The sequence below is a fragment of the Streptomyces sp. SAS_272 genome (assembly GCF_052543235.1).
This window is the reverse complement of sequence record NZ_JBMNDR010000033.1, coordinates 19182-42233: the sequence shown is the minus strand read 5'-3', so window position 1 is coordinate 42233 and position 23052 is coordinate 19182. Positions and strand designations below refer to the sequence as shown.

17 protein-coding genes and 1 pseudogene are annotated in these 23052 nt (G+C 72.0%); 6 read left to right on the top strand and 12 right to left on the bottom strand.

Going from position 1 to position 23052, the window contains the following annotated elements:
- Positions 1 to 15: 15 nt before the first annotated feature.
- Entirely contained in the window at positions 16 to 567 is a 552-nt protein-coding gene (locus tag ACN6LD_RS19920) for a MarR family winged helix-turn-helix transcriptional regulator (protein ID WP_319195930.1), read from the bottom strand.
- A 108-nt stretch (positions 568 to 675) separates the two neighbouring features.
- On the opposite strand from ACN6LD_RS19920, the gene ACN6LD_RS19915 reads away from it, so the two are divergent.
- Entirely contained in the window at positions 676 to 1686 is a 1011-nt protein-coding gene (locus ACN6LD_RS19915; protein WP_319195931.1) for an EamA family transporter, read from the top strand.
- Between the two features lie 118 nt (positions 1687 to 1804).
- On the opposite strand, the gene pepN (ACN6LD_RS19910) is transcribed toward ACN6LD_RS19915, so the two are convergent.
- A complete protein-coding gene (pepN, locus tag ACN6LD_RS19910; RefSeq protein WP_319195933.1) occupies positions 1805 to 4372 on the bottom strand; it encodes an aminopeptidase N in 2568 nt (855 codons plus the stop codon).
- Between the two features lie 189 nt (positions 4373 to 4561).
- On the opposite strand from pepN (ACN6LD_RS19910), the gene ACN6LD_RS19905 reads away from it, so the two are divergent.
- Positions 4562 to 5158, top strand: coding sequence for a DUF1203 domain-containing protein (locus ACN6LD_RS19905; protein WP_445043877.1), 597 nt, complete (start codon positions 4562 to 4564; stop codon positions 5156 to 5158).
- On the opposite strand, the gene ACN6LD_RS19900 is transcribed toward ACN6LD_RS19905, so the two are convergent.
- Positions 5145 to 6164, bottom strand: a complete 1020-nt coding sequence (locus ACN6LD_RS19900; protein ID WP_445043876.1) for an aspartate-semialdehyde dehydrogenase — start codon at positions 6162 to 6164, stop codon at positions 5145 to 5147. The genes ACN6LD_RS19905 and ACN6LD_RS19900 overlap by 14 nt on opposite strands.
- 315 nt (positions 6165 to 6479) lie before the next feature.
- Between ACN6LD_RS19900 and ACN6LD_RS19895 the strand changes: the two genes are divergently transcribed.
- Entirely contained in the window at positions 6480 to 7022 is a 543-nt protein-coding gene (locus ACN6LD_RS19895; protein WP_307042973.1) for a sigma-70 family RNA polymerase sigma factor, read from the top strand.
- 1 nt (position 7023) lies between these two features.
- The gene (locus ACN6LD_RS19890) at positions 7024 to 7857 is read left to right on the top strand and encodes a hypothetical protein (RefSeq protein WP_319195940.1); all 834 of its coding nucleotides are present in this window, start codon (positions 7024 to 7026) and stop codon (positions 7855 to 7857) included.
- 245 nt (positions 7858 to 8102) lie between these two features.
- Here the strand turns inward: ACN6LD_RS19890 and ACN6LD_RS19885 are convergent, their stop codons facing one another.
- A complete protein-coding gene (locus ACN6LD_RS19885; protein WP_445043875.1) occupies positions 8103 to 11417 on the bottom strand; it encodes a S8 family serine peptidase in 3315 nt (1104 codons plus the stop codon).
- 250 nt (positions 11418 to 11667) lie between these two features.
- Between ACN6LD_RS19885 and ACN6LD_RS19880 the strand changes: the two are divergent.
- Positions 11668 to 12120 (top strand): annotated as a pseudogene (locus tag ACN6LD_RS19880) (NUDIX hydrolase); the annotation flags it as partial.
- A 478-nt stretch (positions 12121 to 12598) separates the two neighbouring features.
- On the opposite strand, the gene ACN6LD_RS19875 reads toward ACN6LD_RS19880, so the two are convergent.
- Together ACN6LD_RS19875 and pepN (ACN6LD_RS19870) are read right to left on the bottom strand one after the other, a co-directional pair.
- On the bottom strand, positions 12599 to 13657 hold the full coding sequence (locus ACN6LD_RS19875) for a hypothetical protein (protein WP_445043874.1): 1059 nt from the start codon (positions 13655 to 13657) through the stop codon (positions 12599 to 12601).
- A gap of 234 nt (positions 13658 to 13891) precedes the next feature.
- Entirely contained in the window at positions 13892 to 16483 is a 2592-nt protein-coding gene (pepN, locus tag ACN6LD_RS19870; RefSeq protein ID WP_445043873.1) for an aminopeptidase N, read from the bottom strand.
- 150 nt (positions 16484 to 16633) lie between these two features.
- Between pepN (ACN6LD_RS19870) and ACN6LD_RS19865 the strand changes: the two genes are divergently transcribed.
- Positions 16634 to 17278, top strand: a complete 645-nt coding sequence (locus ACN6LD_RS19865; RefSeq protein ID WP_319195724.1) for a DsbA family protein — start codon at positions 16634 to 16636, stop codon at positions 17276 to 17278.
- 29 nt (positions 17279 to 17307) lie between these two features.
- Here ACN6LD_RS19865 and ACN6LD_RS19860 read toward each other — a convergent pair whose 3' ends face one another.
- From ACN6LD_RS19860 to ACN6LD_RS19835, 6 genes are all read right to left on the bottom strand, one after another.
- Positions 17308 to 17535 (bottom strand): hypothetical protein, encoded by a 228-nt coding sequence (locus tag ACN6LD_RS19860; protein WP_319195723.1) that lies wholly within the window; start codon positions 17533 to 17535, stop codon positions 17308 to 17310.
- Positions 17536 to 17779: 244 nt separating this feature from the next.
- Entirely contained in the window at positions 17780 to 18670 is an 891-nt protein-coding gene (locus tag ACN6LD_RS19855; RefSeq protein ID WP_319195722.1) for a TauD/TfdA dioxygenase family protein, read from the bottom strand.
- 74 nt (positions 18671 to 18744) lie between these two features.
- Positions 18745 to 20085, bottom strand: a complete 1341-nt coding sequence (locus ACN6LD_RS19850) for an LLM class flavin-dependent oxidoreductase (RefSeq protein ID WP_319195721.1) — start codon at positions 20083 to 20085, stop codon at positions 18745 to 18747.
- Between the two features lie 162 nt (positions 20086 to 20247).
- Complete coding sequence (locus ACN6LD_RS19845) at positions 20248 to 20985, bottom strand: ABC transporter ATP-binding protein (protein ID WP_319195719.1); 738 nt, start codon at positions 20983 to 20985, stop codon at positions 20248 to 20250.
- Complete coding sequence (locus ACN6LD_RS19840) at positions 20961 to 21803, bottom strand: ABC transporter permease (protein ID WP_319195718.1); 843 nt, start codon at positions 21801 to 21803, stop codon at positions 20961 to 20963. The genes ACN6LD_RS19845 and ACN6LD_RS19840 overlap by 25 nt, the downstream gene beginning before the upstream one ends.
- Positions 21804 to 21808: 5 nt before the next feature.
- Positions 21809 to 22900, bottom strand: a complete 1092-nt coding sequence (locus ACN6LD_RS19835; RefSeq protein ID WP_319195717.1) for an ABC transporter substrate-binding protein — start codon at positions 22898 to 22900, stop codon at positions 21809 to 21811.
- Positions 22901 to 23052: the final 152 nt, after the last annotated feature.

Here is a 23052-nt window from a genome sequence, read left to right as displayed (position 1 = left end):
CCGGATCGGGCGTCGTCAGCTTCGGGGGGTCTCCGTGGAGAGCAGCAACTCTCTCAGCAGGTCGGCCAGTCGGTCGGCCTGCTCGGCGTTCAGGGCTGCGGCGAGGGCGTCCGTCTGGACGGCGAGACCCGCGCCGACCGCACGGTCGGCGAGCTCCAGCCCGCGCTCCGTCAGCGTGACCTGGAGGCCGCGGCGGTCGTGCGGGTCGGGGGAGCGGCGCAGCAGCCCGGCCCGTTCCAGCTTGTCGAGGCGGCCGGTCATGCCGCCGGTGGTCAGCATCAGCGTGGCCGACAACTGGCGCGGCGAGAGGGTGTAGGGCTCGCCGGAGCGGCGCAGAGTGGCGAGGACGTCGAACTCGCCGCGGGCGATGCCGAGTGCCGCGTACGCCTGCTCCATGCGGTCGCCCATCGCGCGGGCGATCCGGCCGATGCGGCCGAACACCTCCATGGCGGCGGTGTCGAGATCCGGCCTCACCGTCGCCCACTGCTCCGCGATCGCGTCGACGGGGTCCCTGCGCGAGGGGTCCTTGCGCGAGGGGTCTGCGGGTGTGGGGCGCCGGCTGCTCATGGGGCGAGTATCCGCCCGGCTTCGGTGACCCGCAAGAAAGTGGCTCGCGAACTAGCGGATGACAGGCAAGCGGCTTGCAAGTAAGTAACTTAGCGCTAAGCTACTTCTATGAAGAGGTCAGCGACCGTCCTGCTCACCGCCCTCGCCCCGGTCTCCTGGGGCACCACCTACGCCGTCACCTCCGAGTTCCTCCCGGCCGACCGGCCCCTGTTCACCGGCCTGATGCGGGCGCTGCCCGCCGGGCTGCTGCTGCTCGCGCTCGGCCGGGTGCTGCCGCGCGGCATGTGGTGGGGCAGGGCCGCGGTGCTCGGCGCGCTGAACATCGGCGCCTTCTTCCCCCTCCTCTTCCTCGCCGCCTACCGGCTGCCCGGCGGCATGGCGGCCATCGTCAGCTCGGTCGGCCCCCTGTTCGTCGTCGGCCTCTCGGCGGTGCTGCTGCGACAGCGGCCCACCGCACGGACCCTGCTCACCGGGGTGGCGGCCGTGTTCGGCGTCAGCCTCGTCGTGCTGAAGGCGGCCGGGGCGCCGGACGCGCTCGGGGTGGTCGCCGCCCTCGCCTCCACGGCGTCGATGTCGGCCGGGACGGTCCTGACGAAGAAGTGGGGCCGCCCGGAAGGCGTCGGCCCGCTCGCCCTGACCGGCTGGCAGCTGACCGCGGGCGGTCTGCTCATCGCCCCGCTCGCCCTGCTCGTCGAAGGCGCCCCGCCCGCGCTGGACGGCCGCGCCCTGGGCGGCTACCTCTACCTCGCCCTGGCGAACACGGCCGTCTCCTACTGGCTCTGGTTCCGCGGCATCGGCCGCCTCAGCGCCACCCAGGTCACCTTCCTCGCCCCGCTCTCGCCGCTGACCGCGGCCGTCGTCGGCTGGGCCGCGCTCGGCCAGTCGCTGACCCCCGTGCAGCTGACGGGCATGGCGCTGGCGTTCGCCGCGACGGTCGCGGGACAGCTGCGGCCGGAGCGGCCGGCCGTGCGGACCGCGCCCGGCCCCCGCGAGAACCTCGAGGACCGCGACCACGGCGAGGACCGCGACCACGGCGAGGACCCCGAGACCCGTGAGGACCCCGAGACCCGCGAAGCCGCCGCCGACAGCCCTCCCGCGCGGACGGCCGCGAGGAGGTGAGCAGACGGCGAGGGCGCCCGGTGTGATCACCGGGCGCCCTCGCCGTCGTCCTGGCGCGGACGCACGCGCCGCGTTCGGAACGTGCCGTGTTCGGTACGCGCCGCGTTCCGCTAGCCGGCTACCGCGCGTCGGCCGCCTGGGCCTTCAGCGCGCGCTCCACGCCCGAGCGGGACTCGGAGACCAGGCGGCGCAGAGCCGCGTTCGGCTCGGCCGAGGCCAGCCAGGCGTCCGTGCTGTCCAGGGTCTCCCGGGAGACCTGGACCGCCGGGTAGAGGCCGACCGCGATCTGCTGGGCGATCTCGTGAGAACGGGACTCCCAGATGTCCTTGACGACCTCGAAGTAGCGGTCGGTGTACGGCGCGAGCAGCTCACGCTGGTCCGTCTGGACGAAACCGCCGATGACCGCCTCCTGCAGGGCGTTGGGCAGCTTGTCGTCCTCGACGACCTGCGACCACGCCTCCGCCTTGGCCTCCGGCGTCGGACGCGCGGCGCGCGCGCTCGCCGCGTGCCGCTCGCCGGCAGCCGTGCGGTCGCGCTCGTACTCGGCGGCGATCTCCGCCTCGTCGAACCGGCCGACCGCCGCGAGCCGCTGCACGAACGCCCAGCGCAGCTCGGTGTCGACGGCCAGGCCCTCGATCGTCTGCGAACCGTCCAGCAGGGAGTCCAGGAGGTCCAGCTGCTCGGGCGTGCGGGCGGTGGCCGCGAACGCGCGCGCCCAGGCCAGCTGGTGGTCGCTGCCCGCGGCGGCGGACCGCAGATGGGCGAGCGTGGCGTCCGTCCAGCGTGTCAGCAGGGCCTCGCGGGCCGTCGGGTCGGCGTACAGGTCGACGGCGAGCTTGACCTGACGGTGCAGCGACTGGACCACGCCGATGTCCGACTCCTTGCCGATGCCGGACAGCACCAGGGACAGGTAGTCGCGGGCGGGCAGTTCGGCGTCCCGGGTCATGTCCCAGGCCGACGCCCAGCACAGCGCGCGCGGCAGCGACGCCTCGAAGTCGCCCAGGTGCTCGGTGACGAAGGCGAGCGACTGCTCGTCCAGGCGGACCTTGGCGTACGACAGGTCGTCGTCGTTGAGCAGGACGACGTCCGGACGGCGCTTGCCGACCAGCTGCGGAACGGCCGTCAGCTCGCCGTCGATGTCCAGCTCCACGCGCTCGTCGCGCAGCAGCTTGCCGCTGTCGCCGTCGAGGCCGTACAGGCCGACGGCGATCCGGTGCGGACGCAGGGTCGGCTCGCCCTTCGCGCCGGCCGGGAGCGCCGGGGCCTCCTGGCGGACGGCGAACGAGGTGATGACGCCCTCGGCGTCCGTCTCGATCTCGGGGCGCAGGACGTTGATGCCGGCCGTCTGCAGCCACTTCCGGGACCAGGTGGCGAGGTCGCGGCCGGAGGTCTCCTCCAGCGCGCCGAGCAGGTCGGACAGCCGCGTGTTGCCGAAGGCGTGCCGCTTGAAGTACGCCTGCACGCCCGCGAAGAACTCGTCCATGCCGACGTACGCCACGAGCTGCTTCAGGACGGACGCGCCCTTGGCGTAGGTGATGCCGTCGAAGTTGACCAGGACGTCGTCCAGGTCGCCGATCTCGGCCATGATCGGGTGCGTCGAGGGCAGCTGGTCCTGCCGGTAGGCCCAGGTCTTCATGGAGTTGGCGAACGTGGTCCACGAGTGCGGCCAGCGCGAGTCCGGCGCGTACGCCTGGCAGGCGATCGAGGTGTAGGTGGCGAACGACTCGTTCAGCCACAGGTCGTTCCACCACTCCATGGTGACCAGGTCGCCGAACCACATGTGGGCCAGCTCGTGCAGGATCGTCTCCGCGCGCAGCTCGTACGCGGCGTCGGTCACCTTGGACCGGAACACGTACTGGTCGCGGATGGTGACCGCGCCCGCGTTCTCCATCGCGCCCGCGTTGAACTCCGGCACGAACAGCTGGTCGTACTTCTTGAACGGGTACGCGTAGTCGAACTTCTCCTGGAACCAGTCGAAGCCCTGGCGGGTGACCTCGAAGATCGCGTCCGAGTCGAGGAACTCGGCCAGGGAGGGCCGGCAGTAGATGCCGAGCGGCACCGACTGCCCGTCCTTCTCGTACACGCTGTGGACGCTGTGGTACGGGCCGACCACGAGCGCGGTGATGTAGCTGGAGATCCGCGGGGTTGGCTCGAACACCCAGACGTCGTCCTTGGGCTCCGGCGTCGGGGAGTTGGAGACGACGGTCCAGCCGGTCGGCGCCTTCACGGTGAACTGGAAGGTCGCCTTGAGGTCGGGCTGCTCGAAGGACGCGAACACACGACGGGCGTCCGGCACCTCGAACTGGGTGTAGAGATAGGTCTGTTCGTCGACCGGGTCGACGAACCGGTGCAGGCCCTCGCCGGTGTTGGTGTAGGCGCAGTCCGCCACGACCCGCAGGACGTTACGGCCCTGCAGCAGGCCCGGCAGCGCGATCCTGGAGTCCTGGAACACCTCCTCCGGGGCCAGCTCCTCCCCGTTGAGCGTCACCTCGTGGACGGTCGGGGCCACCAGGTCGATGAAGGACGGGGAGCCGTTTTCGGCCACGTCGAAGCGCACCGTGGTCACGGACCGGTAGGTGCCGCCCTCCCGCGCGCCGGAGAGGTCGAGATCGACCTCGTAAGAGTCGACGCTGAGCAGTTTCGCCCGCTGCTGCGCCTCTTCGCGAGTCAGGTTTGTGCCAGGCACGCGGTCATCTCCTCGATATGTGTCGGTTGCGTCATCCTTCCACGGGACGGCCGCCCCGGGCGACGGCCTTCCGGACGGACGGCGCCCGCTGTCGCCGCCCCCCGCCGACGGCCCGTCGTCGCGGTCCCCGCCCACCTCGATGTCCGGATTCCGCCGGTCCGGCTCCGCGCGCCGGAGGAGGGTGAAGGCATGGAGACGACGACGGAGATTCGGGCGGTACGGGCGTTCGCGGTGCGGGCGATGTCCGCGGCGGCGCTGAGTGAGATACGGGGCCGGGACGACGCGGGCCGGCCGGCGGCGCCGTTCGCGGACGTCGAGGGGGGCGCGCCGCTGCGGTGCTGTCTGCGGCGCAGCGCCGTGGGGGAGCGCATCGCGCTCGTGTCGTACGCGCCGCTGCGGCGCTGGGCGGCCGAGACGGGGGCCGAGCCCGGGGCCTACGACGAACAGGGGCCGGTGTTCGTGCACGCCGACGCCTGCCCCGGCTTCACCGGAGACGGCGCCCCGGGAGACGGCTTCATCGGAGACGGCTTCATCGGAGACGGCGCCCCGGGAGACGGCTTCATCGGGGACGGCGCCTCGTCAGCCGGGTCCGCTCACCCCTTCGGCGAAGCCCACCGGACCGTGCGGCGGTACTCCGGGGAGGGCCGCATCCTGGGCGGCGCGCTCGTCGGAGCGGGCGGGCTCGACGCGGCGTTGCGGGAAGCGTTCGACGACCCGGCCGTGGCGTTCGTCCACGTCCGGGCCGTCGAGTACGGCTGCTACCTCTACGAGGTCAGGCGGACCTGAGCTCGTCCGCCACCAGCTCCGCGATCTGCACCGCGTTCAGCGCCGCGCCCTTGCGCAGGTTGTCGTTGGAGATGAACAGGGCGAGGCCGTGCTCCACGGTCTCGTCCCGGCGGATGCGGCCCACGAAGGACGGGTCCTGGCCGGCCGCCTCGAGCGGCGTCGGGATGTCGGTGAGGACCACGCCGGCGGCCTCGGACAGCAGCTCGGTCGCGCGCTCCGCGGACAGCGGGCGGGCGAAGCGGGCGTTGACCTGGAGGGAGTGCCCCGAGAACACCGGGACGCGGACACAGGTGCCGGAGACCTTGAGGTCCGGGATCTCCAGGATCTTGCGGGACTCGTTGCGGAGCTTCTGCTCCTCGTCCGTCTCGCCCAGGCCGTCCTCGACGATCGAGCCGGCGAGCGGGACGACGTTGAAGGCGATGGGACGCTTGTAGACCTGCGGCTCGGGGAAGTCGACCGACCCGCCGTCGTGGGTCAGCTTGTCCGCGTCCGGCACCACCTTCTGCGCCTGGCCGTGCAGCTCCGCCACGCCGGCCACGCCCGATCCGGACACCGCCTGGTACGTGGCGACCACCAGCGCCTCCAGACCGGCCTCCGCGTGCAGCGGCTTCAGGACCGGCATCGCGGCCATCGTGGTGCAGTTGGGGTTGGCGATGATGCCCTTGGGGCGGTTCGCGATCGCGTGCGGGTTCACCTCGGAGACGACCAGCGGGACCTCGGGGTCCTTGCGCCAGGCGGAGGAGTTGTCGATCACGACCGCGCCCTGCGAGGCGACCTTCTCCGCGAGCGCCTTCGACGTCGCGCCGCCCGCCGAGAACAGGACGATGTCCAGGTCCGCGTAGTCGGCCGTCGCCGCGTCCTCCACCGTCACGCCGTCCAGGACCGTCCCCGCCGAGCGGGCCGACGCGAACAGGCGCAGCTGCGTGACCGGGAAGTCCCGCTCCTTGAGGATCCTGCGCATGACCGTGCCGACCTGACCGGTGGCTCCGACGATTCCGACCCTCACGGCGACTCCCTCTGTCCGTCCCATTTACGTGCGTGTTGCCTGGCCGAGGCCGTTCCATGATGCGGCCGACCCCGGCCCGCCTGTCCAATTCTTTGCCCCCCATGCCCGAGGGCTGGGACGCCTCGCCGGGCCCGCCGGTTACGGAACTCCCTCCCGCACCCCGCTGAGCTGGAGGAATTCGCCCAGCGGCCGCCCCGCACCGCAAGCTGTGCTGCCGCGCGCACCGGTGTGACGTACGCCTCTGCGAGATCCCCCACGACTCGGCCGAACGTTTCCGCGGCCCACGGCGTCGTAAAGGAAACGCGGTAGGGAGGGGTGGCTGTGCTGCGCAGAAGAGCCCACCGCGTCCAGGGGGACGGGACCGTGTCCGGCGACGACCCTCTGGACGCGGCGCAGGAACGCCGGGTGCGGGCGGTGCTCGCGCTGGGCGGGGTGCCGCAGGCGGACCTGCCGGACGGGGTGCAGCAGGTCCGCCTACGGCTGCTGGAACGGGCGGCGAAGGGCTACGAGGCGCCGCGCGACGTCTCCGCGTGGGCCGCGGTCGTGGCCTCCAACCTGGCCATGGACTGGCATCGCGCCAAGCGCCGTCAGGAGCGGCTGGGGGAGCGGCTGGCCTCGCTGCGCCAGCACGAGCCCGCCTCGGGCGAGGACACCAGCGTGCTCTCCCTCGCCGTCGCCCAGGGCCTGGACGAGCTGCCCGACGCCCAGCGCCAGGTTCTCGTCCTGCGCTTCTACGCCGACCTGCCGGTGCGCTCGATAGCCCGGGAGCTGGGCGTTCCGGAGGGCACCGTCAAGAGCCGTCTGCACACGGCGGTCCGGGCCCTGCGCGCCCGCCTGCACGAGGACGAGGTGGTGTGACGTGACCGCGGAACACGACGGCCGCGCCGGTCTGGACGCCCTGATGGCGGCGATCGCCGACGAGCCGCTGCCGGACGAGAGCCGCGCGGACGACGCCTTCATGGCGGAGCACCGCTCGGCCACGGCCGACCTCGCGCTGCTGCGCGAACAGCTCGGCCTCCTCGCGGACGCCCTCACGGCGCAACCGGCGGCCCGGACGGAGCAGCGGACCGCCCCGGCGCACCGGCCCGGGCGATTTCGGCGTCCCCGGCCGCGCGCGTCCCGGTTCCCCTCGCCGTCCCGGCCCACGCCGACGGCCCGGCTGCGGCCTCTCGTGCTGCGTGCCGCGGGCGTCGCCGCCGCCGGCGCGATGGTCTTCGGGGCCGGGTGGGCGGTCGTCCAGGTGCAGCACGGGGCGTCCGACGACGCCGACGCGAAGGCCAGCGCCGCGAGCGACGCGGGCGCGGGCGCCGACGGGTCGGGGGCCAAGGGCGCCGAGAACTCGGGCAGTCCCCTCGCCGACCCCGGGTACCTCGTCTGCACCCGGCTCGTGGTGGAGGGCGAGGTGACGGACGTCCGCCCGCTGCCCGGCACGACCCGCGAGCGCGTCACGCTGCGCGTCACGCACGCGTACCGGCCGGCCGTGAGCACGCCGGAGGCGGCCTTCGAGATGGAGCACGACATGGACCCGCTGCTGGCGGCGGGCGACCACGTGCTGGTCGCGCTGGGGCGGGCGTCGGCCACACCCGACGTCTGGGCGGTCGGAGAGGCCGACATCGCGCCCGAGCGGACCGCGCTCGCCCGGGCGCTGCCCGAGACGGACGGCCTCGCCTGCGACGGAGCCCCGCCCGGCTGACCGGCTGACCGGCCGGACGGCCGGGCCGTCGGACCGCCGGGACGGGGTTCCCGGGTCGCGCGGCGCGTGCCCGGGCGGAGGGCGGTGAACGGCGGGCGGCGGACGGTCGGGCGGACCGGCGGCCGACTGCCGGGTCGCCGTGCGGGCACCGGGGCATGGCGTGTGCCCTGAGGGAACGGGGAGGGGCGGGAACGGTGGGGGGCGGGCGCCCTTTCGGACCCCCCCCCCCACTGCCGTGCAGGGTGTTACGGGGTGACCTTCTCGATCGCCACGCTGCCGGAGCCCGCGACGGTGCCCCGCGCGTTCACCAGCTGGACCTGGCCGAAGAAGGCCCGGCCCTCGGGCGCGGCGGCCGCGGCGGTGACGGTCGCCTTGACCGACGCCGAGGCGCCCGTGCCGAGCTTCACCGGCGTCGACGCGTCGACGGCGACGGTGCCCAGGGTGGACGAGAAGAACACGTCCAGGTAGTCGTACGCCGTCGTGCCGGCCGGGACGGAGTACCCGGCGACCTCGATGGTGTATGTGCCGGCGGCCGGCGACGGGATGGAGACGGCCTCCTCCGCGTCACCGTCGGCCTGCTGCGCGACCTGCTTGCCGGCCGCGTCGAAGACCGTGAGGTCCAGGTCGGCGGAGGCGTCCGAGACGTTGCCGATGGAGACGTCGAGCGACTTGGCGCCGGCCGGGACCTCGACCGTGGTGGTCTGGGTCGCGCCGTTCGCGATGGTCGGACGGGTCGCCTTGGACGAGCCGAGCGGACCGCCGACCAGCTTGCCGTCGATCGCGGCGAAGTTGTTCGTGACCTTCCAGGAGACGGCGGCCGGGGTGCCGACCTTCGCCTCGGGCACGGTCACGGTCGCCGGGTCGAAGACGGCGCCGTAGACGGTCGCGTCCAGCTTGTACGGGTTGTCCAGCAGCGGCGACGTGCGGCGCGACTCGACCTCGATCTCCCAGACACCGGCCTGCGGGTTCTGGTACGAACGGGCGTCCGGCCGGCAGCCGTTGGTGTCGGGGTAGTTGCTGTAGCAGTAGATCGTGGAGCTGTCCTCGACCGCGACGCCGTACGGGTGGATCGAGATGAACCGGGTCTGGCTCTTGTCCTTCAGCCCGCTGATCGCGACCTCGAAGGACTTGGCGCCCTCGGGCACGGTCAGGAAGTACGACTGGAAGCTGTTGCGCTGCACGGTGTTCGACACGGAGAACGTGTGCTTCACCGGCGTCGAGACGACGACCGTGTTGAGGATCTGCTTGTCGACGCCCTCGGTCTTCGGGTCGTCGACCTCCAGGATGGCGCTGGCGATGCCCGCGGCCTTCGGCGTGGCCTGGATCCTGACGGTCACCGGCTTGTTCAGCGGCAGCTTCACCTCGTCGTCGCCGAGGATCCGGAAGGCGCCGGCCGCGTTGTTCGCGAGCTCCAGCTCGTGGCGGACCGCCTTGTCGGGGCCCGACGTGCGGGTGACGGTGACGTCGTAGGTCTTCTTCTGTCCGGCCTTCAGACCGCTCTCGCGGTCGTAGACGCCGGTGCCGAAGCCCGGGGTCTTCAGGGCCTGGTCGAGCGCGGTGTCGACCGGGGCCTTGACGGTGTAGTCGTGGGCGGTGGCGCCCTTCCTGATGGACTTCCAGGCGTCCACGATGTCGATGGCGCCCGCGCCCTCCTCGTACGCCTGCACACCCTTGATGTGGTGGGCGGTCGAGGTCAGCGCCGTGCGCAGGATCGCCGGGGTGAGCGCGACCTTGTGCTGCTTGGCGGCCGAGATCAACAGCGCCGAGGCGCCCGCGGCCTGCGGGGAGGCCATCGAGGTGCCCTGCAGCATGGAGTAGCCGGCCGGCAGCGGGTAGCCCGCGTCGGCGACCGGGGAGCCCGGCAGCCAGGTCTGGGTGGTGTTGATCGAGGCGCCGGGCGCGACGAGCGTCGGCGTGAAGCCGCCGTCCTCACGCGGGCCGCGCGACGAGAACGGCAGCAGCGCGTACTTCTTCGTCACCTGCGAGCCGTAGTTCGAGGCCCAGGTCTCCTTGGAGATGGCCGCGCCGACCGAGATCACCTTGTCGGCCAGACCGGGGTCGCCGATGGTGTTCGCGCCGGGGCCCTCGTTGCCCGCGGAGATCACGAGCTGGACGCCGTAGGTGTCGATGAGGCGCGTGTACAGCTCGGCGCGCGCGTTGTTGCCGTCGTTCAGACCCGGCAGTCCGCCGATCGACATGTTGACGATGTCGACGCCGCGGTTGACGACCAGGTCGATCATGCCCTCGGTGAGGGCCACGTTGGTGCAGCCCGGGCCGAAGACGCAGGCGCGGGAGGAGACGAGCTTCGCGCCGGGCGCGGCGCCGTTCATGCTGCCGCCGAACAGGCCGTTCGCGGCGGTGATGCCGGCGACGTGGGTGCCGTGCTCGCTGGCGATGAGACCGATGTTGGCGAAGTCGGCCTTCTTGCCGACCCAGTCGCCGCCGAACGGGTCCATCGGCACGTCCTTGCGGATCTGCACGACGAACGGCTGGCGCTCGACGACGTCGGTCGCCGGGTTGTCGGTGCCGAAGTATCCGACCTGGTAACCGTCCTTGTACGGCTTCATCGCGGTGTCGTCGCCGAAGTCGCCGTTGTTGTTGACGTCGACGGTGACGGTGCCGGCGGCCGCGTCGTACAGGACGCCCCACACGTCGGTGGTGTCGCCGTCGCGGTTGACGTCGCCCTTGGCGTCGCCGCCGGCGGTGGCGGACTCGCGGAACAGGTTGACCTGGTACGAGCCGGGCTTCGCGGTCCAGGTGCGGCCGCCGAAGGTGAAGCTGGGCCCGGACACGGAGGTCGTCATCGGGCGCCAGGAGGCGTCGCTGTCGAGGATCGGGTCGGTGGCCGTCACCCAGTCGACGATCTTGCGCTCGCCGGTGGTGGTCTTCTGCAGCGCGGGGTGGCCGAGGTCCACGCCCGAGTCGAGGATGCCGATGGTGACGCCGCGGCCGTCCGCCTTCGGGTTCTTCTTCACGAAGTCGACGGCGCCCGTCTCGAAGGACGGGTTGTACGGGTTCTCGGCGGGCGTCTTCCTGCTCGGCGCCGGGTAGGTCTTCGTCTTCGCGGCGGACCTGCCGGCCTTGGCGGTGTCCGCGCCGGGCGCCGGGTCGTCGAGGACGATGTTCTGGCGCAGGTCGATGGCGTGCACCGAGGACAGCTTGGCGGCCGCGGCGATCGCGGAGTCGGCCTTGCCGGTCGGGACGGTGGCGCGGACGTAACCGAGCTTGTCGTAGGACTGGCCCACGGAGCCGCCCTTGACCGCGTCCAGCTCCTCGGCGACCTGCTCGGTCTGGCCGGGGGCGGTGGCGACCATCAGGGTGACGTTCTTGTCGCCGGCGGCCTTGGCCTCGGCGAGGAGGTCGGCGTCGTCGGCGCCGAGCTTGTCGTGGGCGGACTTCACGCCCGGGTCGGCCGCGGCCGAGGTCTGGCCGGCGTCGGCGGAGAAGGCCATGGGTATCGGTCCGGCCGCGGACAGCGCGGCCACGAGACCGGCGGCCACGGCTGTCCGGGCCACGCGTCTTGCGCCCGATATCGGTTCACGCTCGGGGGTGAGGGTCATCGGCATCCCTTGTAGGTAAAGGAACGAGCGACGCGTGATCAGGCCGTTCCTGCCTGATCACGGTCCTCCGGAATGCGCTCCCGGATGACCGCAAAGCTTTGCCTAAGAGTCAGTTGTTTGGGGAGAGTTGACCGAATCGATATGGATGCATGGGGAAAACCCTCTACGAGCCGACTGTGTGCGTGCTGTCCGACTGCTGTGGGGCCGGAAATCCCCTGTCCGGGCGGACGGGTCCGGCTACCGTCCCGGTATGCGCAAGAGGTTGAGGGTGGCGGCCTACGCCGTCTGTGTCCGCGAAGGCCGGTTGCTGCTCGCCCGCTCGCCGGCTCCCGACGGCACCCCCGAGTGGGTGCTCCCCGGCGGCGGGATGGAGCACGGCGAGGACCCCCTCGACACCGTCGTGCGCGAGCTCGACGAGGAGACCGGCTACCGCGTCGAGGTGACCGGTCTGCTCGGCATCGACTCCGCCCGCCGCACCTTCCGCCGCGCGGGCCTGCGGGGCCCCGTGGACCATCACGCCGTCCGCGTCCTCTACGAGGGGCGGGTCGTCGGCGGGGAGCTGCGCCACGAGGTGAACGGCTCCACCGACATGGCCGCCTGGCACGACCTGGACGCGGTCGCCTCCCTCACCCGGATCCGCCTGGTCGACACCGCGCTCGCACTGTGGCGGGAACGCCCGATGACCGGCCGGCGGGTCGTGCCGTCCGGGGAGGCCGTGCCGTCCGGGGAGGTCATGGAACGCGGGGAGGCCACGGCGTCCGGGGAATCTCTGCCGCCCGGGCGGGCCGTGCCGTCCGAGGAAGGAGCCGTGCCGCCCGCGGGATGAGAGACCCCCGACCTGCCGTCCTGTGGGCCCGCGCGCACCGCGTCGCCCTCGGCCGGCCGGTCGCCGCTCCGGCCGGCGGCGACCCCCGGGTGGCCTCGAGCCGCTGCGCAGGGCGCACGGCAGCGTCCTCGTGCCGCTGACGCGGTATCCGTCCGACGCGGTGTCCGTGCCGGGTGCAGGTCTTCCCGCGGGCGCCGGCGCCCCCGAAAGTCGCGCCTCGCGACCCACGGCGGCTCCGAGTGGCTGTACGTCCTCGCGGGCGAGCTGCGTCATCGACGGCGCCGGACCTGGCGGAACGCTGTTCCGCCAGGCTGTCCGAACCAGGAAGCCCCTCGTTCGCGAAGGGGAGGATCTCCTACCGGGGAAGCACCACGACATACGCGGCCGGGTCGCGGTCGCCCGACGCCATCAGGGCCGTGCGGACCACCGCCGCCTGCTGTTCGCTCGCGTCCCGCAGCTTCTTCGGGGTGACGTGCACGACGGTGATGCCCAGACGCTCCAGGTGTTCCCGCTTGCGCGCGTACTCGGACCACAGCGCGTCCTCGTCCTGGCGCGGGGCCCGGGTGTCCAGCTCCACCGCCACCGCCTGTTCCGGCCAGTAGGCGTCCAGGCCGCCGAGGTGGGGGCCGCCCGGCAGACGCAGGTCCACGTTCCAGACCGGGTCGGGCAGGCCGTGCTCGCGCACCATCGCGTACAGGCGGTCCTCCGCGATCGCGCGTCCCTCCGCGAGCAACGCGTCCACGGCGTCCACCACGTGCGGCCGGCTCAGCAGCTTGGCGTCCGTCAACTCCCGCACCACGGCCGTCGGTTCGCAGTGGCCGCCTCGCACCGCCTCCGACAGCAGCCGCCGCACCACGCTCGCGTCGGTCAGTCCGGCCACCGCGTCCGCCAGGGCGCGCGGCACCGGCGCCACCGGGACGCCGGTCGCCTGCTCCGGAGCCGGCAGCGAGGCCGTGCGGACGACGTGCGCGCAGCCCGTAGAGCGCAGCCGGCGCAGCCGCGGCACCAGGACGTCGACGTGCTCCAGCGACATCAGCGGCGGGGCGGACGCCAGCCCGTGCAGGTTCAGGGCCGCCAGACCGGTGATCATCGCGTCCCTGTACACCGGCCGGTGCGGGTCCCCCGAGGCGGGCTGGGACGGCACACCGGGCGCCGACGTCTCGCGGGCCGCGTACATCAGCACCGCGTGCAGCCGCTCCTCGCTGGTGGGCGGACCCGGGTGGAGCAGGTACACGCCGGGCAGCACCTGCTGCCAGGGCCCGCCGGGACGGCACTGCTCGTCGGCCTCGGCCGACGCCACGCCCTGCGAGCGCAGGCGGGCGGCGGTGGCGACCCGGCGGTGGACGTCGGAGAGGCGGCGGACGGGGCGGGGGGAGGCCGAGGGGACGCGGGGGAGCGGGGTGTTGTGGGTCATGCAGCCGGGATTCCGCACTCTGCGGGCCGATTAACCGCTGTTACACGCCTGTCGACAAACCCGGACAAGTCCGCACTAAAGGACGGATGTTCGGATGCCGAGTAGGCGCCGAAAACCCCTGGTCCCGAATGAGGCGGCCAGGGGTTACGGGTCGGATTGGCTGAATTCCGTAACGGTGACCGTCGGCAGAATTCATGGCCAAAGGTAGGGCCTGGGGAAGCGCCCGGCGAAGTCCTAGTCGGCCGCGGTCCCCGCTTCGGCCCGCGCGTCGCACGCCTGTCCGCGCAGGCCCCGCGCGTGGTCGTCCCACGCCTCGAGGACCAGCCGGCGAAGTGCCGGGGGCGCCGAGTCGTGCGCGGCCAGCCAGACGTCCGTCTCCACCAACGTCTGCGGGGAGTCCTGCAGGGACGGGAACAGGCCCTTGACGATGGTCATCGCGATCTGGATGGAACGCTCGGACCAGACCCGCTCGATCGCCGCGAAGTACTTGTCCCGGTACGGCGCCAGCAGCTCCCGCTGCGAGGGCTGGCCGAACCCGGCGATCGTCGCCTCCACCAGGGCGTTGGACAGGCCGTCGGACTCCACCACCTGCGCCCACGCCTGCGCCTTGACCGCCGCCGAGGGGCGGGCGGCGAGGCAGCGGACCTGGTGGCGGCGGCCGGACGCGGTGTCGTCGCGGGCCAGTTCGGCCTCCAGCGCCTTCTCGTCCGCGTACCCGTGCGCGGCCAGCGGCTCCAGGAACACCCAGCGCAGTTCCTGGTCGACCTCCAGCCCCTCGATGGCCGTCGTGCCGTCCAGCAGACCCTGCAGCAGCTCGAAGCCGGCCGGGCTCTCGGCCGTGCCGGCGAAGAACCGCGCCCAGGCCAGCTGGTGCTCGCTGCCCGGCTCGGCGGCGTACAGCTCGCGCTCGGCGCCCTCGGCCAGCAGCCGCGCGCCGGTCTCCCGCAGCGGCGGCGCCACGTAGTGCACCAGCGCCGACTCCGCCCACGCGTGCAGCATCTGCAGCACCCCGATGTCCGACTCGCGCCCCGCGAAGCGCAGCACCAGCCCGATGAAGTCCCGGGCGGGCAGCAGCGCGTCCCGCGTCATGTTCCACAGCGCCGACCAGCACAGCGCGCGGGCCAGCGGGTCGCTGATGTCGCCCAGGGAGGAGCGCAGCGCGTCCAGCGAGGTCTCGTCGAAGCGGGTCTTGCAGTACGTCAGGTCGTCGTCGTTGACCAGGACCAGCTCCGGGGCCTCCTGGCCGGCCATGTCCGGCACGATCGTGCGCGGACCGTCGACGTCCGCCTCGGCGCGCGCGTACCGCACCAGACGGCCGTCCTCCCGGCGGTACAGGCCGACGGCCACCCGGTGCGGACGCAGCTCCGGGTGGGACTCCGGGGCCTCCTGGAGCACCGCCAGCTCGGCGACCCGTCCCGCCGCGTCCAGCAGCACCTGCGGGGTCAGCGAGTTCACGCCCGCCGTCTGCAGCCAGGACCGCGCCCATGCGCCCATGTCCCGGCCGCTGGTCTCGCCGAGCACCGACAGCAGGTCGCCGAGGCCGGTGTTGCCGTACGCGTGCCGCTTGAAGTAGCGGCGGGCGCCCTCCAGGAACGCGTCCTGGCCGACGTAGGCCACCAGCTGCTTGAGCACGCTTGCGCCCTTGGCGTAGGTGATGCCGTCGAAGTTGAGCTTGGCGTCCTGCAGGTCGCGGATGTCGGCGGTGATCGGGTGCGTGGAGGGCAGCTGGTCCGCGCGGTAGGCCCAGGCCTTGCGGCGGTTGGCGAAGGTGATCCAGGCGTCCGAGAAGCGCGTCGCGCCGACATTCGCGAAGGTGCCCATGAAGTCGGCGAAGGACTCCTTCAGCCACAGATCGTCCCACCACACCATGGTGACGAGGTCGCCGAACCACATGTGGGCCATCTCGTGCAGGATGACGTTGGCCCGCGCCTCGTAGGAGGCCTGTGTCACCTTCCCGCGGAAGATGTACTCCTCGCGGAAGGTCACCAGGCCCGGGTTCTCCATCGCGCCGAGGTTGTACTCGGGCACGAACGCCTGGTCGTACTTGCCGAAGGGGTACGGGTAGTCGAAGTGGTCGTGGAAGAAGTCCAGGCCCTGCCGCGTGATCAGGAAGACGTCGTCGGCCTCGAAGTAGGGGGCCAGCCCCTTGCGGCACATCGCGCCGAGCGGGATCTCCAGCGTCGTGCCGTCGCCCAGGTCGCGCGTGTACGTGTCCGTCACGTAGTGGTACGGACCCGCCACGACACAGGTGATGTACGTCGAGATCGGCTTCGTCTCCGCGAACCGCCAGACCCCGTCCGCGCGCTCGCCGGCGCCGTTGCTCCACACCGTCCACTCCTCGGGCGCGCGCACCTCGAAGCGGAAGGGGGCCTTGAGGTCGGGCTGCTCGAAGGTGACGAACACCCGGCGCGCGTCGGCGGGCTCGTACTGCGTGTAGAGGTAGACCTCGCCGTCCTCCGGGTCGACGAAGCGGTGCAGGCCCTCGCCGGTGCGGGAGTAGGCGCACAGGGCGTCCACCACCAGCTCGTTCTCCGCCGCCAGGTCCTCCAGCAGGATCCGGGCGCCGTCGAAGACCTCGCCGGGGTCGAGGTCGCGGCCGTTGAGGGAGACGGACGTCACACTCGGCGCGATCAGGTCGGCGAAGCTCGACGCGCCGGGCTCGTTGCAGCGGAACCGGACCGTGGTGACCGACCTGAAGGTGCGCGGCGCCTCCCCGGACCGGTCGTCGACCGCCGAACGGACGTCGAGGGACACGTCGTACCCGTCGACGGACAGCAGGGCGGCCCGCTCCCGGGCCTCGTCGCGGGACAGGTTCTCACCGGGCACAGGCGGTACTCCCTCACTGCGTGGCGCATGGGTCTGGCGGACAGGAGCGATCCTGCCATGCGCCCCTGACACGGGGCAGCAGGGAATGTGCGCCACGGCCGCGGTGTTGGACGGAAGAGCTGTGCCTGCTGAGGATCTCTAGGGAGAGACATGTCGGAGAAGACCCCCGTCGACTTCTGGTTCGACCCGCTGTGCCCGTGGGCCTGGATGACCTCCCGGTGGGTGCTGGAAGTGGAGAAGGTCCGTGACATCGAGGTCCGCTGGCATCTGATGAGCCTCGCCGTCCTCAACGAGAACAAGCTCGACGAGCTGCCCGAGGAGTACCGCGAGATGCTGGCGGTCAAGGCCTGGCAGCCGGTGCGCGTGGTCACCGCCGCATGGCAGCTGCACGGCGAGGACGTCCTCGGCCCGCTCTACACCGCTCTCGGCACCCGCATACACAACAACGGCGAGGGCCCGACCGTGGAGGCCATCGCCGGTGCGCTGAAGGACGTCGGCCTGCCCGCCTCCCTGATCGACTACGCCGAGCAGTCGGACTTCGAGTTCGACGCCCAGCTGCGCGCCTCCCACAAGGAGGGCATCGAGAAGGTCGGCCAGGACGTCGGCACCCCCGTCATCGCCGTGCCCGGACCCGACGGCGAGCAGATCGCCTTCTTCGGCCCCGTCGTCACCCCCGCCCCTCAGGGCGAGGAGGCCGCCCGCCTGTGGGACGGCACCCTCGCGGTGGCCTCGGTCCCCGGTTTCTACGAGATCAAGCGCACCCGCACCAAGGGCCCCGACTTCAGCAACCTGTGAGCCTCCGGGCCCGCGTCCGGGCCCTGTGACTAGGCCGGCTGCGGCGGCGTCCGGAACTCCTCCGGGAGGTCGAAGCCGGCCCTCCAGTTGAAGTAGGACTGCACCCGCACACAGCCCTGGCGGGTGCAGCGCCGGTACTTGTCGACGTCCGCGCGGTGCACCTGCCCGAGGGCGTAGACGCGCTCGGCGTCGTGCAGGTGCCGGAAGTGCTGCTCGGTGTCCCCGCAGTTGGGGCAACGCCTCTTCGGAAGACCCATGCGGGCCACTGTCGCCCGTGACGGCGTCCTGCGGGAACCCCCCGCGCCGTCCGGGCGTCGAGACGCCCACCGTCGCCACTGCGTCGCGGCACGAGGACGGCATGAGAGCGGCTCCGCGAGTCCTGTCCTCGCGGGGCCGCTCCGGCATGCCGAAGAAGGCCCTCACGGGTACACCGTGAGGGCCTTCTTCGGCGGGAACCGGATCAGCCTCCGACGGGACGCGGCCGCCGGGTGCGCGGCGCGGTCAGGCCGCGACGGACGTGTAGTGCGCCGCGTTCCCCTCGATCGCGTAGCTCTCCTTGCCCTCGATGCCGACCGGGATGTCGCCGGCGGCGGTCACCCGGTGCAGCCGGCGCTGCTGCTTGTCGTAGTTGTCGACGGCGTAGTGCTGGGTGATGCGGTTGTCGAACAGCACCAGCTGGTTCTCCGACCAGCGGTGGCGCAGGACGTTCTCCGGCCGGACGACGTACGCCTGGAGCAGGTCGAGGATCCTGCGCGACTCACCCACCGACAGCCCCACGATCCGCTGTGCGAACCCGCCGATGAACAGACCGCGTTCACCGGTCAGCGGATGGACCCGGACCACGGGGTGGGCGGTGCGGAACTTGATGGAGGTGAACTGGGCGCGCTGGGCGTCCTGTTCCTCGTCGATGTCCTCCGCGGGAACCGCGTAGTCGTAGTCGTTGGTGTGCTCCGCCCACAGCGTGTCGGCCAGCGCGCGCAGCGGTTCGGGCAGCTGACGGTAGGCGGCGGCCGAGCTGGCGATCAGGGTCTCGCCGCCGTACGGCGGGATCGTGATGCTGCGCAGGGTGCTGGCCTGCGGCGGGTTGAGGACGAACGTGACGTCGGTGTGCCAGTGGTTGGCGACGCCCCGCTCGCTGTCGACGGGCAGCACGTTCGGAGCGCCGTCGACGGCGGGCACGGTCGGGTGGGCGGTGGTGACGTCGCCGAAGTGACGGACGAAGGCCTGCTGGCTCTCGTCGTCGAGGTTCACGTCGTCGAAGACCAGTGCCTTGTGGACGTTGAGCGCCTCGCGCAGGGCGGCGCGGGTCTCCTCGTCGAGGGGCCCCGCGACGTCGACGCCGCTGACGTGGGCGCCGATGTTCGCGGAGAGCTTGCGCAGGTGGAGGGACATGGGAGGGGGTCCTTTCAGACGGCGGTGAGTCGGACGGCGGTGAGTCGGACGGTGGCGAGTCGGACGGCGGCTGGTCAGACGGCGGCGAGTGCGGGGCCGGTGTACTGGTTGGCGGGACGCGGCAGGCCGTACCGCTCGCGCAGGGTCGTGCGCGGGCCGTACTCGGTGCGCAGCAGTCCCCGGGCGCGCAGGATCGGGACGACGTGGTCGACGAAGGCGTCGAGGCCCGAGGGGAGGACGGCGGGCATGATGTTGAAACCGTCGGCTGCGCCCTGCCCGAACCAGGTCTCGATCTTGTCGGCGACCTGTTCGGGCGTCCCCGCGAAGGTGAGATGCCCGCGGCCGCCGCCGAGCCGCCCGATCAGCTGCCGCACGGTGAGGCGTTCGCGCCGGGCCAGCTCCACCACGAGCGTGTAGCGGCTCTTCGCGCCCTCGATGGCTTCCTCGGGCGGCAGGACGGCGGGCAGCTCGGCGTCCAACTCCAGTGTGCCCGGCTCCAGTTGAAGCAGTGACTCCAGCCGCCCGACGCCGTGCGCGTACACGATGTGGTCCTCGAGGACACGTTCGTGCGCACGCGCCTCCGCCTCCGTGGAGCCGATCACCGGCACGATCCCGGGCAGCACCTTGATGTGGTCCGGATCGCGTCCGGCCGCCGCCGCACGGGCCTTCAGGTCGGTGTAGAAGGCCTGCGCGTCGGCGAGGGTCTGCTGGGCCGTGAACACCGCCTCCGCGTACCGGGCGGCGAACACCTTGCCGTCCTCGCTCGAGCCGGCCTGCACCAGCAGCGGGTAGCCCTGCGGCGAACGAGGCACGTTGAGCGCGCCCTCGACGCTGAAGTACGTCCCCCGGTGCCGGGGCGGGTGGATCTTGCGGTCGTCGCCCCAGACGCCGGACGCCTTGTCGGCGACGATCGCGTCGTCCTCCCAGCTGTCCCAGAGCTTCAGCGCCACATCGAGGAACTCGGCGGCCCGCGCGTACCGCTCGGCGTGCGCGGGCTCGGCGTCGAGGCCGAAGTTGCGGGCGGCCTCCGCGCCGGCCGTGGTGACGATGTTCCAGCCGGCCCGGCCGCCGCTGATGATGTCCAGTGAGGCGAACTTGCGGGCCAGGTTGTAGGGGGAGTTGTAGGAGGTCGACGCGGTCGCGATCAGGCCGATGTGCTCGGTCGCCGTCGCGAGCGCGGTGAGCAGGGTGAGCGGCTCAAGTGAGCCGGCCGGCCGCTGTGCCAGGTCGCCCCAGAGCTGCGGCCCGTCGGCGAGGAACAGCGAGTCGAAAGCGCCGCGTTCGGCGATCCGGGCCAGATGGACGTAGTGGCTCAGCTCGACATGGGCGTACGGATCGCTCTCGGGCAGCCGCCACGAGGCCTCGTGATGACCGGTGTTCATGAGAAACGCGTTGAGATGGAGCTGGCGGGGCATGGCGTGTCCTTCGGACGGTCTGAGGAGGAGTGGACGCCGGGAGGACTCAGCCGGTCCGGCGTTCGAGGACGAGGCCCGTTCAGGGCCGAAGCTGGGGTCCGGGGGCGGCAGCCCCCGGGAGGCGGACCGGCCGGCCGGGCGCCGGCGGGGCGCCGGCCGGACTCATCCGACGTCCGCCGTCACACCCAGCGCCGCCAGCAACCGCTCGCGGTACTCGCCGAGCAGCGGATCCCGGTACGAGCGCGGATGCGGCCGCTCGATGGCGAGGTCGAGCCCGATCCGGCCGTGCTCGAGGACCAGGACACGGTCGGCGAGCACGATCGCCTCGTCCACGTCGTGCGTGACGAGCAGCACGGAGGGCCGGTGGCGCTCCCAGAGTTCACGCAACAGGGTGTGCATCCTGATCCGGGTGAGCGCGTCGAGCGCCCCGAACGGCTCGTCGGCCAGAAGGAGTTCGGGCTCGCGGACCAGGGAGCGGGCCAGGGCGGCACGTTGCGCCTCGCCGCCGGACAGTTCGTTGGGCCAGGCCCGCTCGCGTCCCTTCAGCCCGACCTCGGCGAGCGCCTCCCGCCCCTTGCGCTCGGCCTCCCTGCCGTCGAGGCCCAGCAGCACGTTCTCCAGCACCCGCCGCCAGGGCAGCAGTCGCGAGTCCTGGAAGACGACGGAGACCCGCTCCGGAGCCGTCAGTTCTCCGCTCCCGGTGACCGAGTGGTCCAGGCCCGCGACGGCCCGCAGCAGGGTGCTCTTGCCGGAGCCGCTGTGCCCGAGCAGGGCCACGAACTGTCCGGCGGGGATGTCCAGATCGACGGCGTCGAGGACCGTGCGTCCGTCGAACGACCGGGTCAGACCGCGCAGCCGGACGGCGGCGATACGGGTCAGCTGCTCAGTGTGCGGCGCCATGACAGCACCCTCCGTTCGACGAGACGGACCGCGCTGTCGGAGATCAGACCGAAGACGCCGTAGATGAGGAGGCCGACCAGGATGACGTCCGACTGGCCGTAGTTCTGCGCCTGGAACATCATGTAGCCGAGGCCGCTGGTGGCGTTGATCTGTTCCAGGACGACCAGCCCCAGCCAGGAGCCGGTGACGCCGAGCCGGAGTCCCACGAAGAATCCGGGCAGTGCGCCGGGGATCACGATCTCCCGGATGAACCGCACCCTCGACAGCCCCTGCACCTCGGCGAGTTCGACGAACCGGTGGTCGATGCCGGACAGCGCGGCATGCGTGTTGAGGTAGATCGGGATGTAGACGACGATCGCGATGATCGCGATCTTGAAGGTCTCGCCGATGCCCAGCCAGAGGATGAACAGCGGGATCAGGCCGAGGGTCGGGATCGCCCGGTTGAGCTGCACGGTCCCGTCGATCAGCGCCTCCCCGGTCCGGGACAGCCCGGACGCCAGGGCGAGCGCCACGCCGGCGGTCAGGCCGATCGCGAAGCCGTATCCGGCGCGCTCCAGCGAGGTGAGGACGTCGGTGGTGAGCGTGCCGTCGCTCCACAGCCGGGCGCCGGTCTCCACCACCGTCCAGGGCGCGGGGATCGCCGCGGGGTCGAGCCGACCGGCGGCGGAGGCGGCGGCCCACAGGGCGAGGACGACGAGCGGTCCGACCATACGGGCGGCCGGCAGGCGTTTGCCGGGGGAGAGGCTGCGGCGCCGGCGGCGGCGGGGCGCCGGTTCGGCGGCGGCGACGGGGGCCGTGCTCAGCGTGGTGGTGGTCATGGCGGTCACTTCCGGTACTCGGCGGCTACTGACTTCGCGGCGATGCCCTCGAAGCGGTGGTCGAAGAGCGAGGAGACGTCGAACTTCTTCACGAAGCCGCCCTCCGCGAGCAGATCGGCGGTCTCCTGCTCCCACCGGATGGCCTCGGTCCAACTGGGCGGGAACAGCGGCTTGTTGGCGAGCGCGGTGATCGCGCGGGCCTGGCCGAGGCTCAGGTTCTGCGTCTTGACGAAGAACTCCTCGTTCCACACGTCCGGGTGCTCGTACTGCCACACCTGGCCCTGCGCCCACTGCGGGATGTACGCGGCGACCGCGGCCGCCTTCGCGCTGTCGTTCAGCACCGACACCGGCGCCCACAGCAGGTTGAGCAGGTCGACGACGTCGGTGGTGACGGTGCGGGCGCCCTTGGACGCGTACTGCTGGAGGTAGGCGGGCGCCTGGTTGTTGCCGAGCGGGGCGACGTCGACCTGACCGGACTGCAGCGCGGTGAGGAACTGGTTGCTGGTCAGCGGGACGAGCTTCACGTCGTCGTGCTTCAGGCCGGCCTCCTTCAGCGCCCGCAGCAGGACCACGCCCTGTGCCTGCCCCTGCGAGAACGCCAGCTTCTTGTCGCGGAAGTCCGCCACGGTGCGGATGTCGCTGCCGGGCTTGGTGGCGAAGAGATAGTTCGGCTTGCGCGTGATGTTGATCGCGACGATCTTCGCGTCGAATCCCTGGAAATGCGCCTGGATCGGCGGGATTCCCGCGTTGTTGGCGAGGTCCAGTGACTTCGCGCGGAATGCGTTGATGACATCGGGGCCGGCCCCGATATTGAGCCAGTCCGACACCTCGAACGGCAGCGCCGGCAGTTTCGCCAGCTTGAACTGCAACTGCTGGACGTTCTGGAAGGAGGCGATTTTCAGGCTCGTGCCGGCGGGCACCTTGGCCGCGAGCGGGGCCGCGGAGGCGCCCTTCCCGCTCGCTGCGGCACTGCTCTCGGCGCAGCCGCTGAGCCCCGCGACACCGGCGGCGGCGCCGAGCAGAGAGGTGAGGAAGACGCGTCGGTCATAGGTGGCAGGCACAGCAGGACCCCCAAGGGGAAAGCAGCGGAAAGGCATGCGGAATTCAGGGAGCCGTCCCGAAAAGGCCGTCCCGCTCGAGGGGACGTATTCATGGGACGGGCGATGCGCGGACGGTGCGCGGAACGGCGGGTGGAAACGCCGGAGGGAAGGGCGGGAAAGGGCGCGCCCGGCGCGCCGGGGGCGTCAGC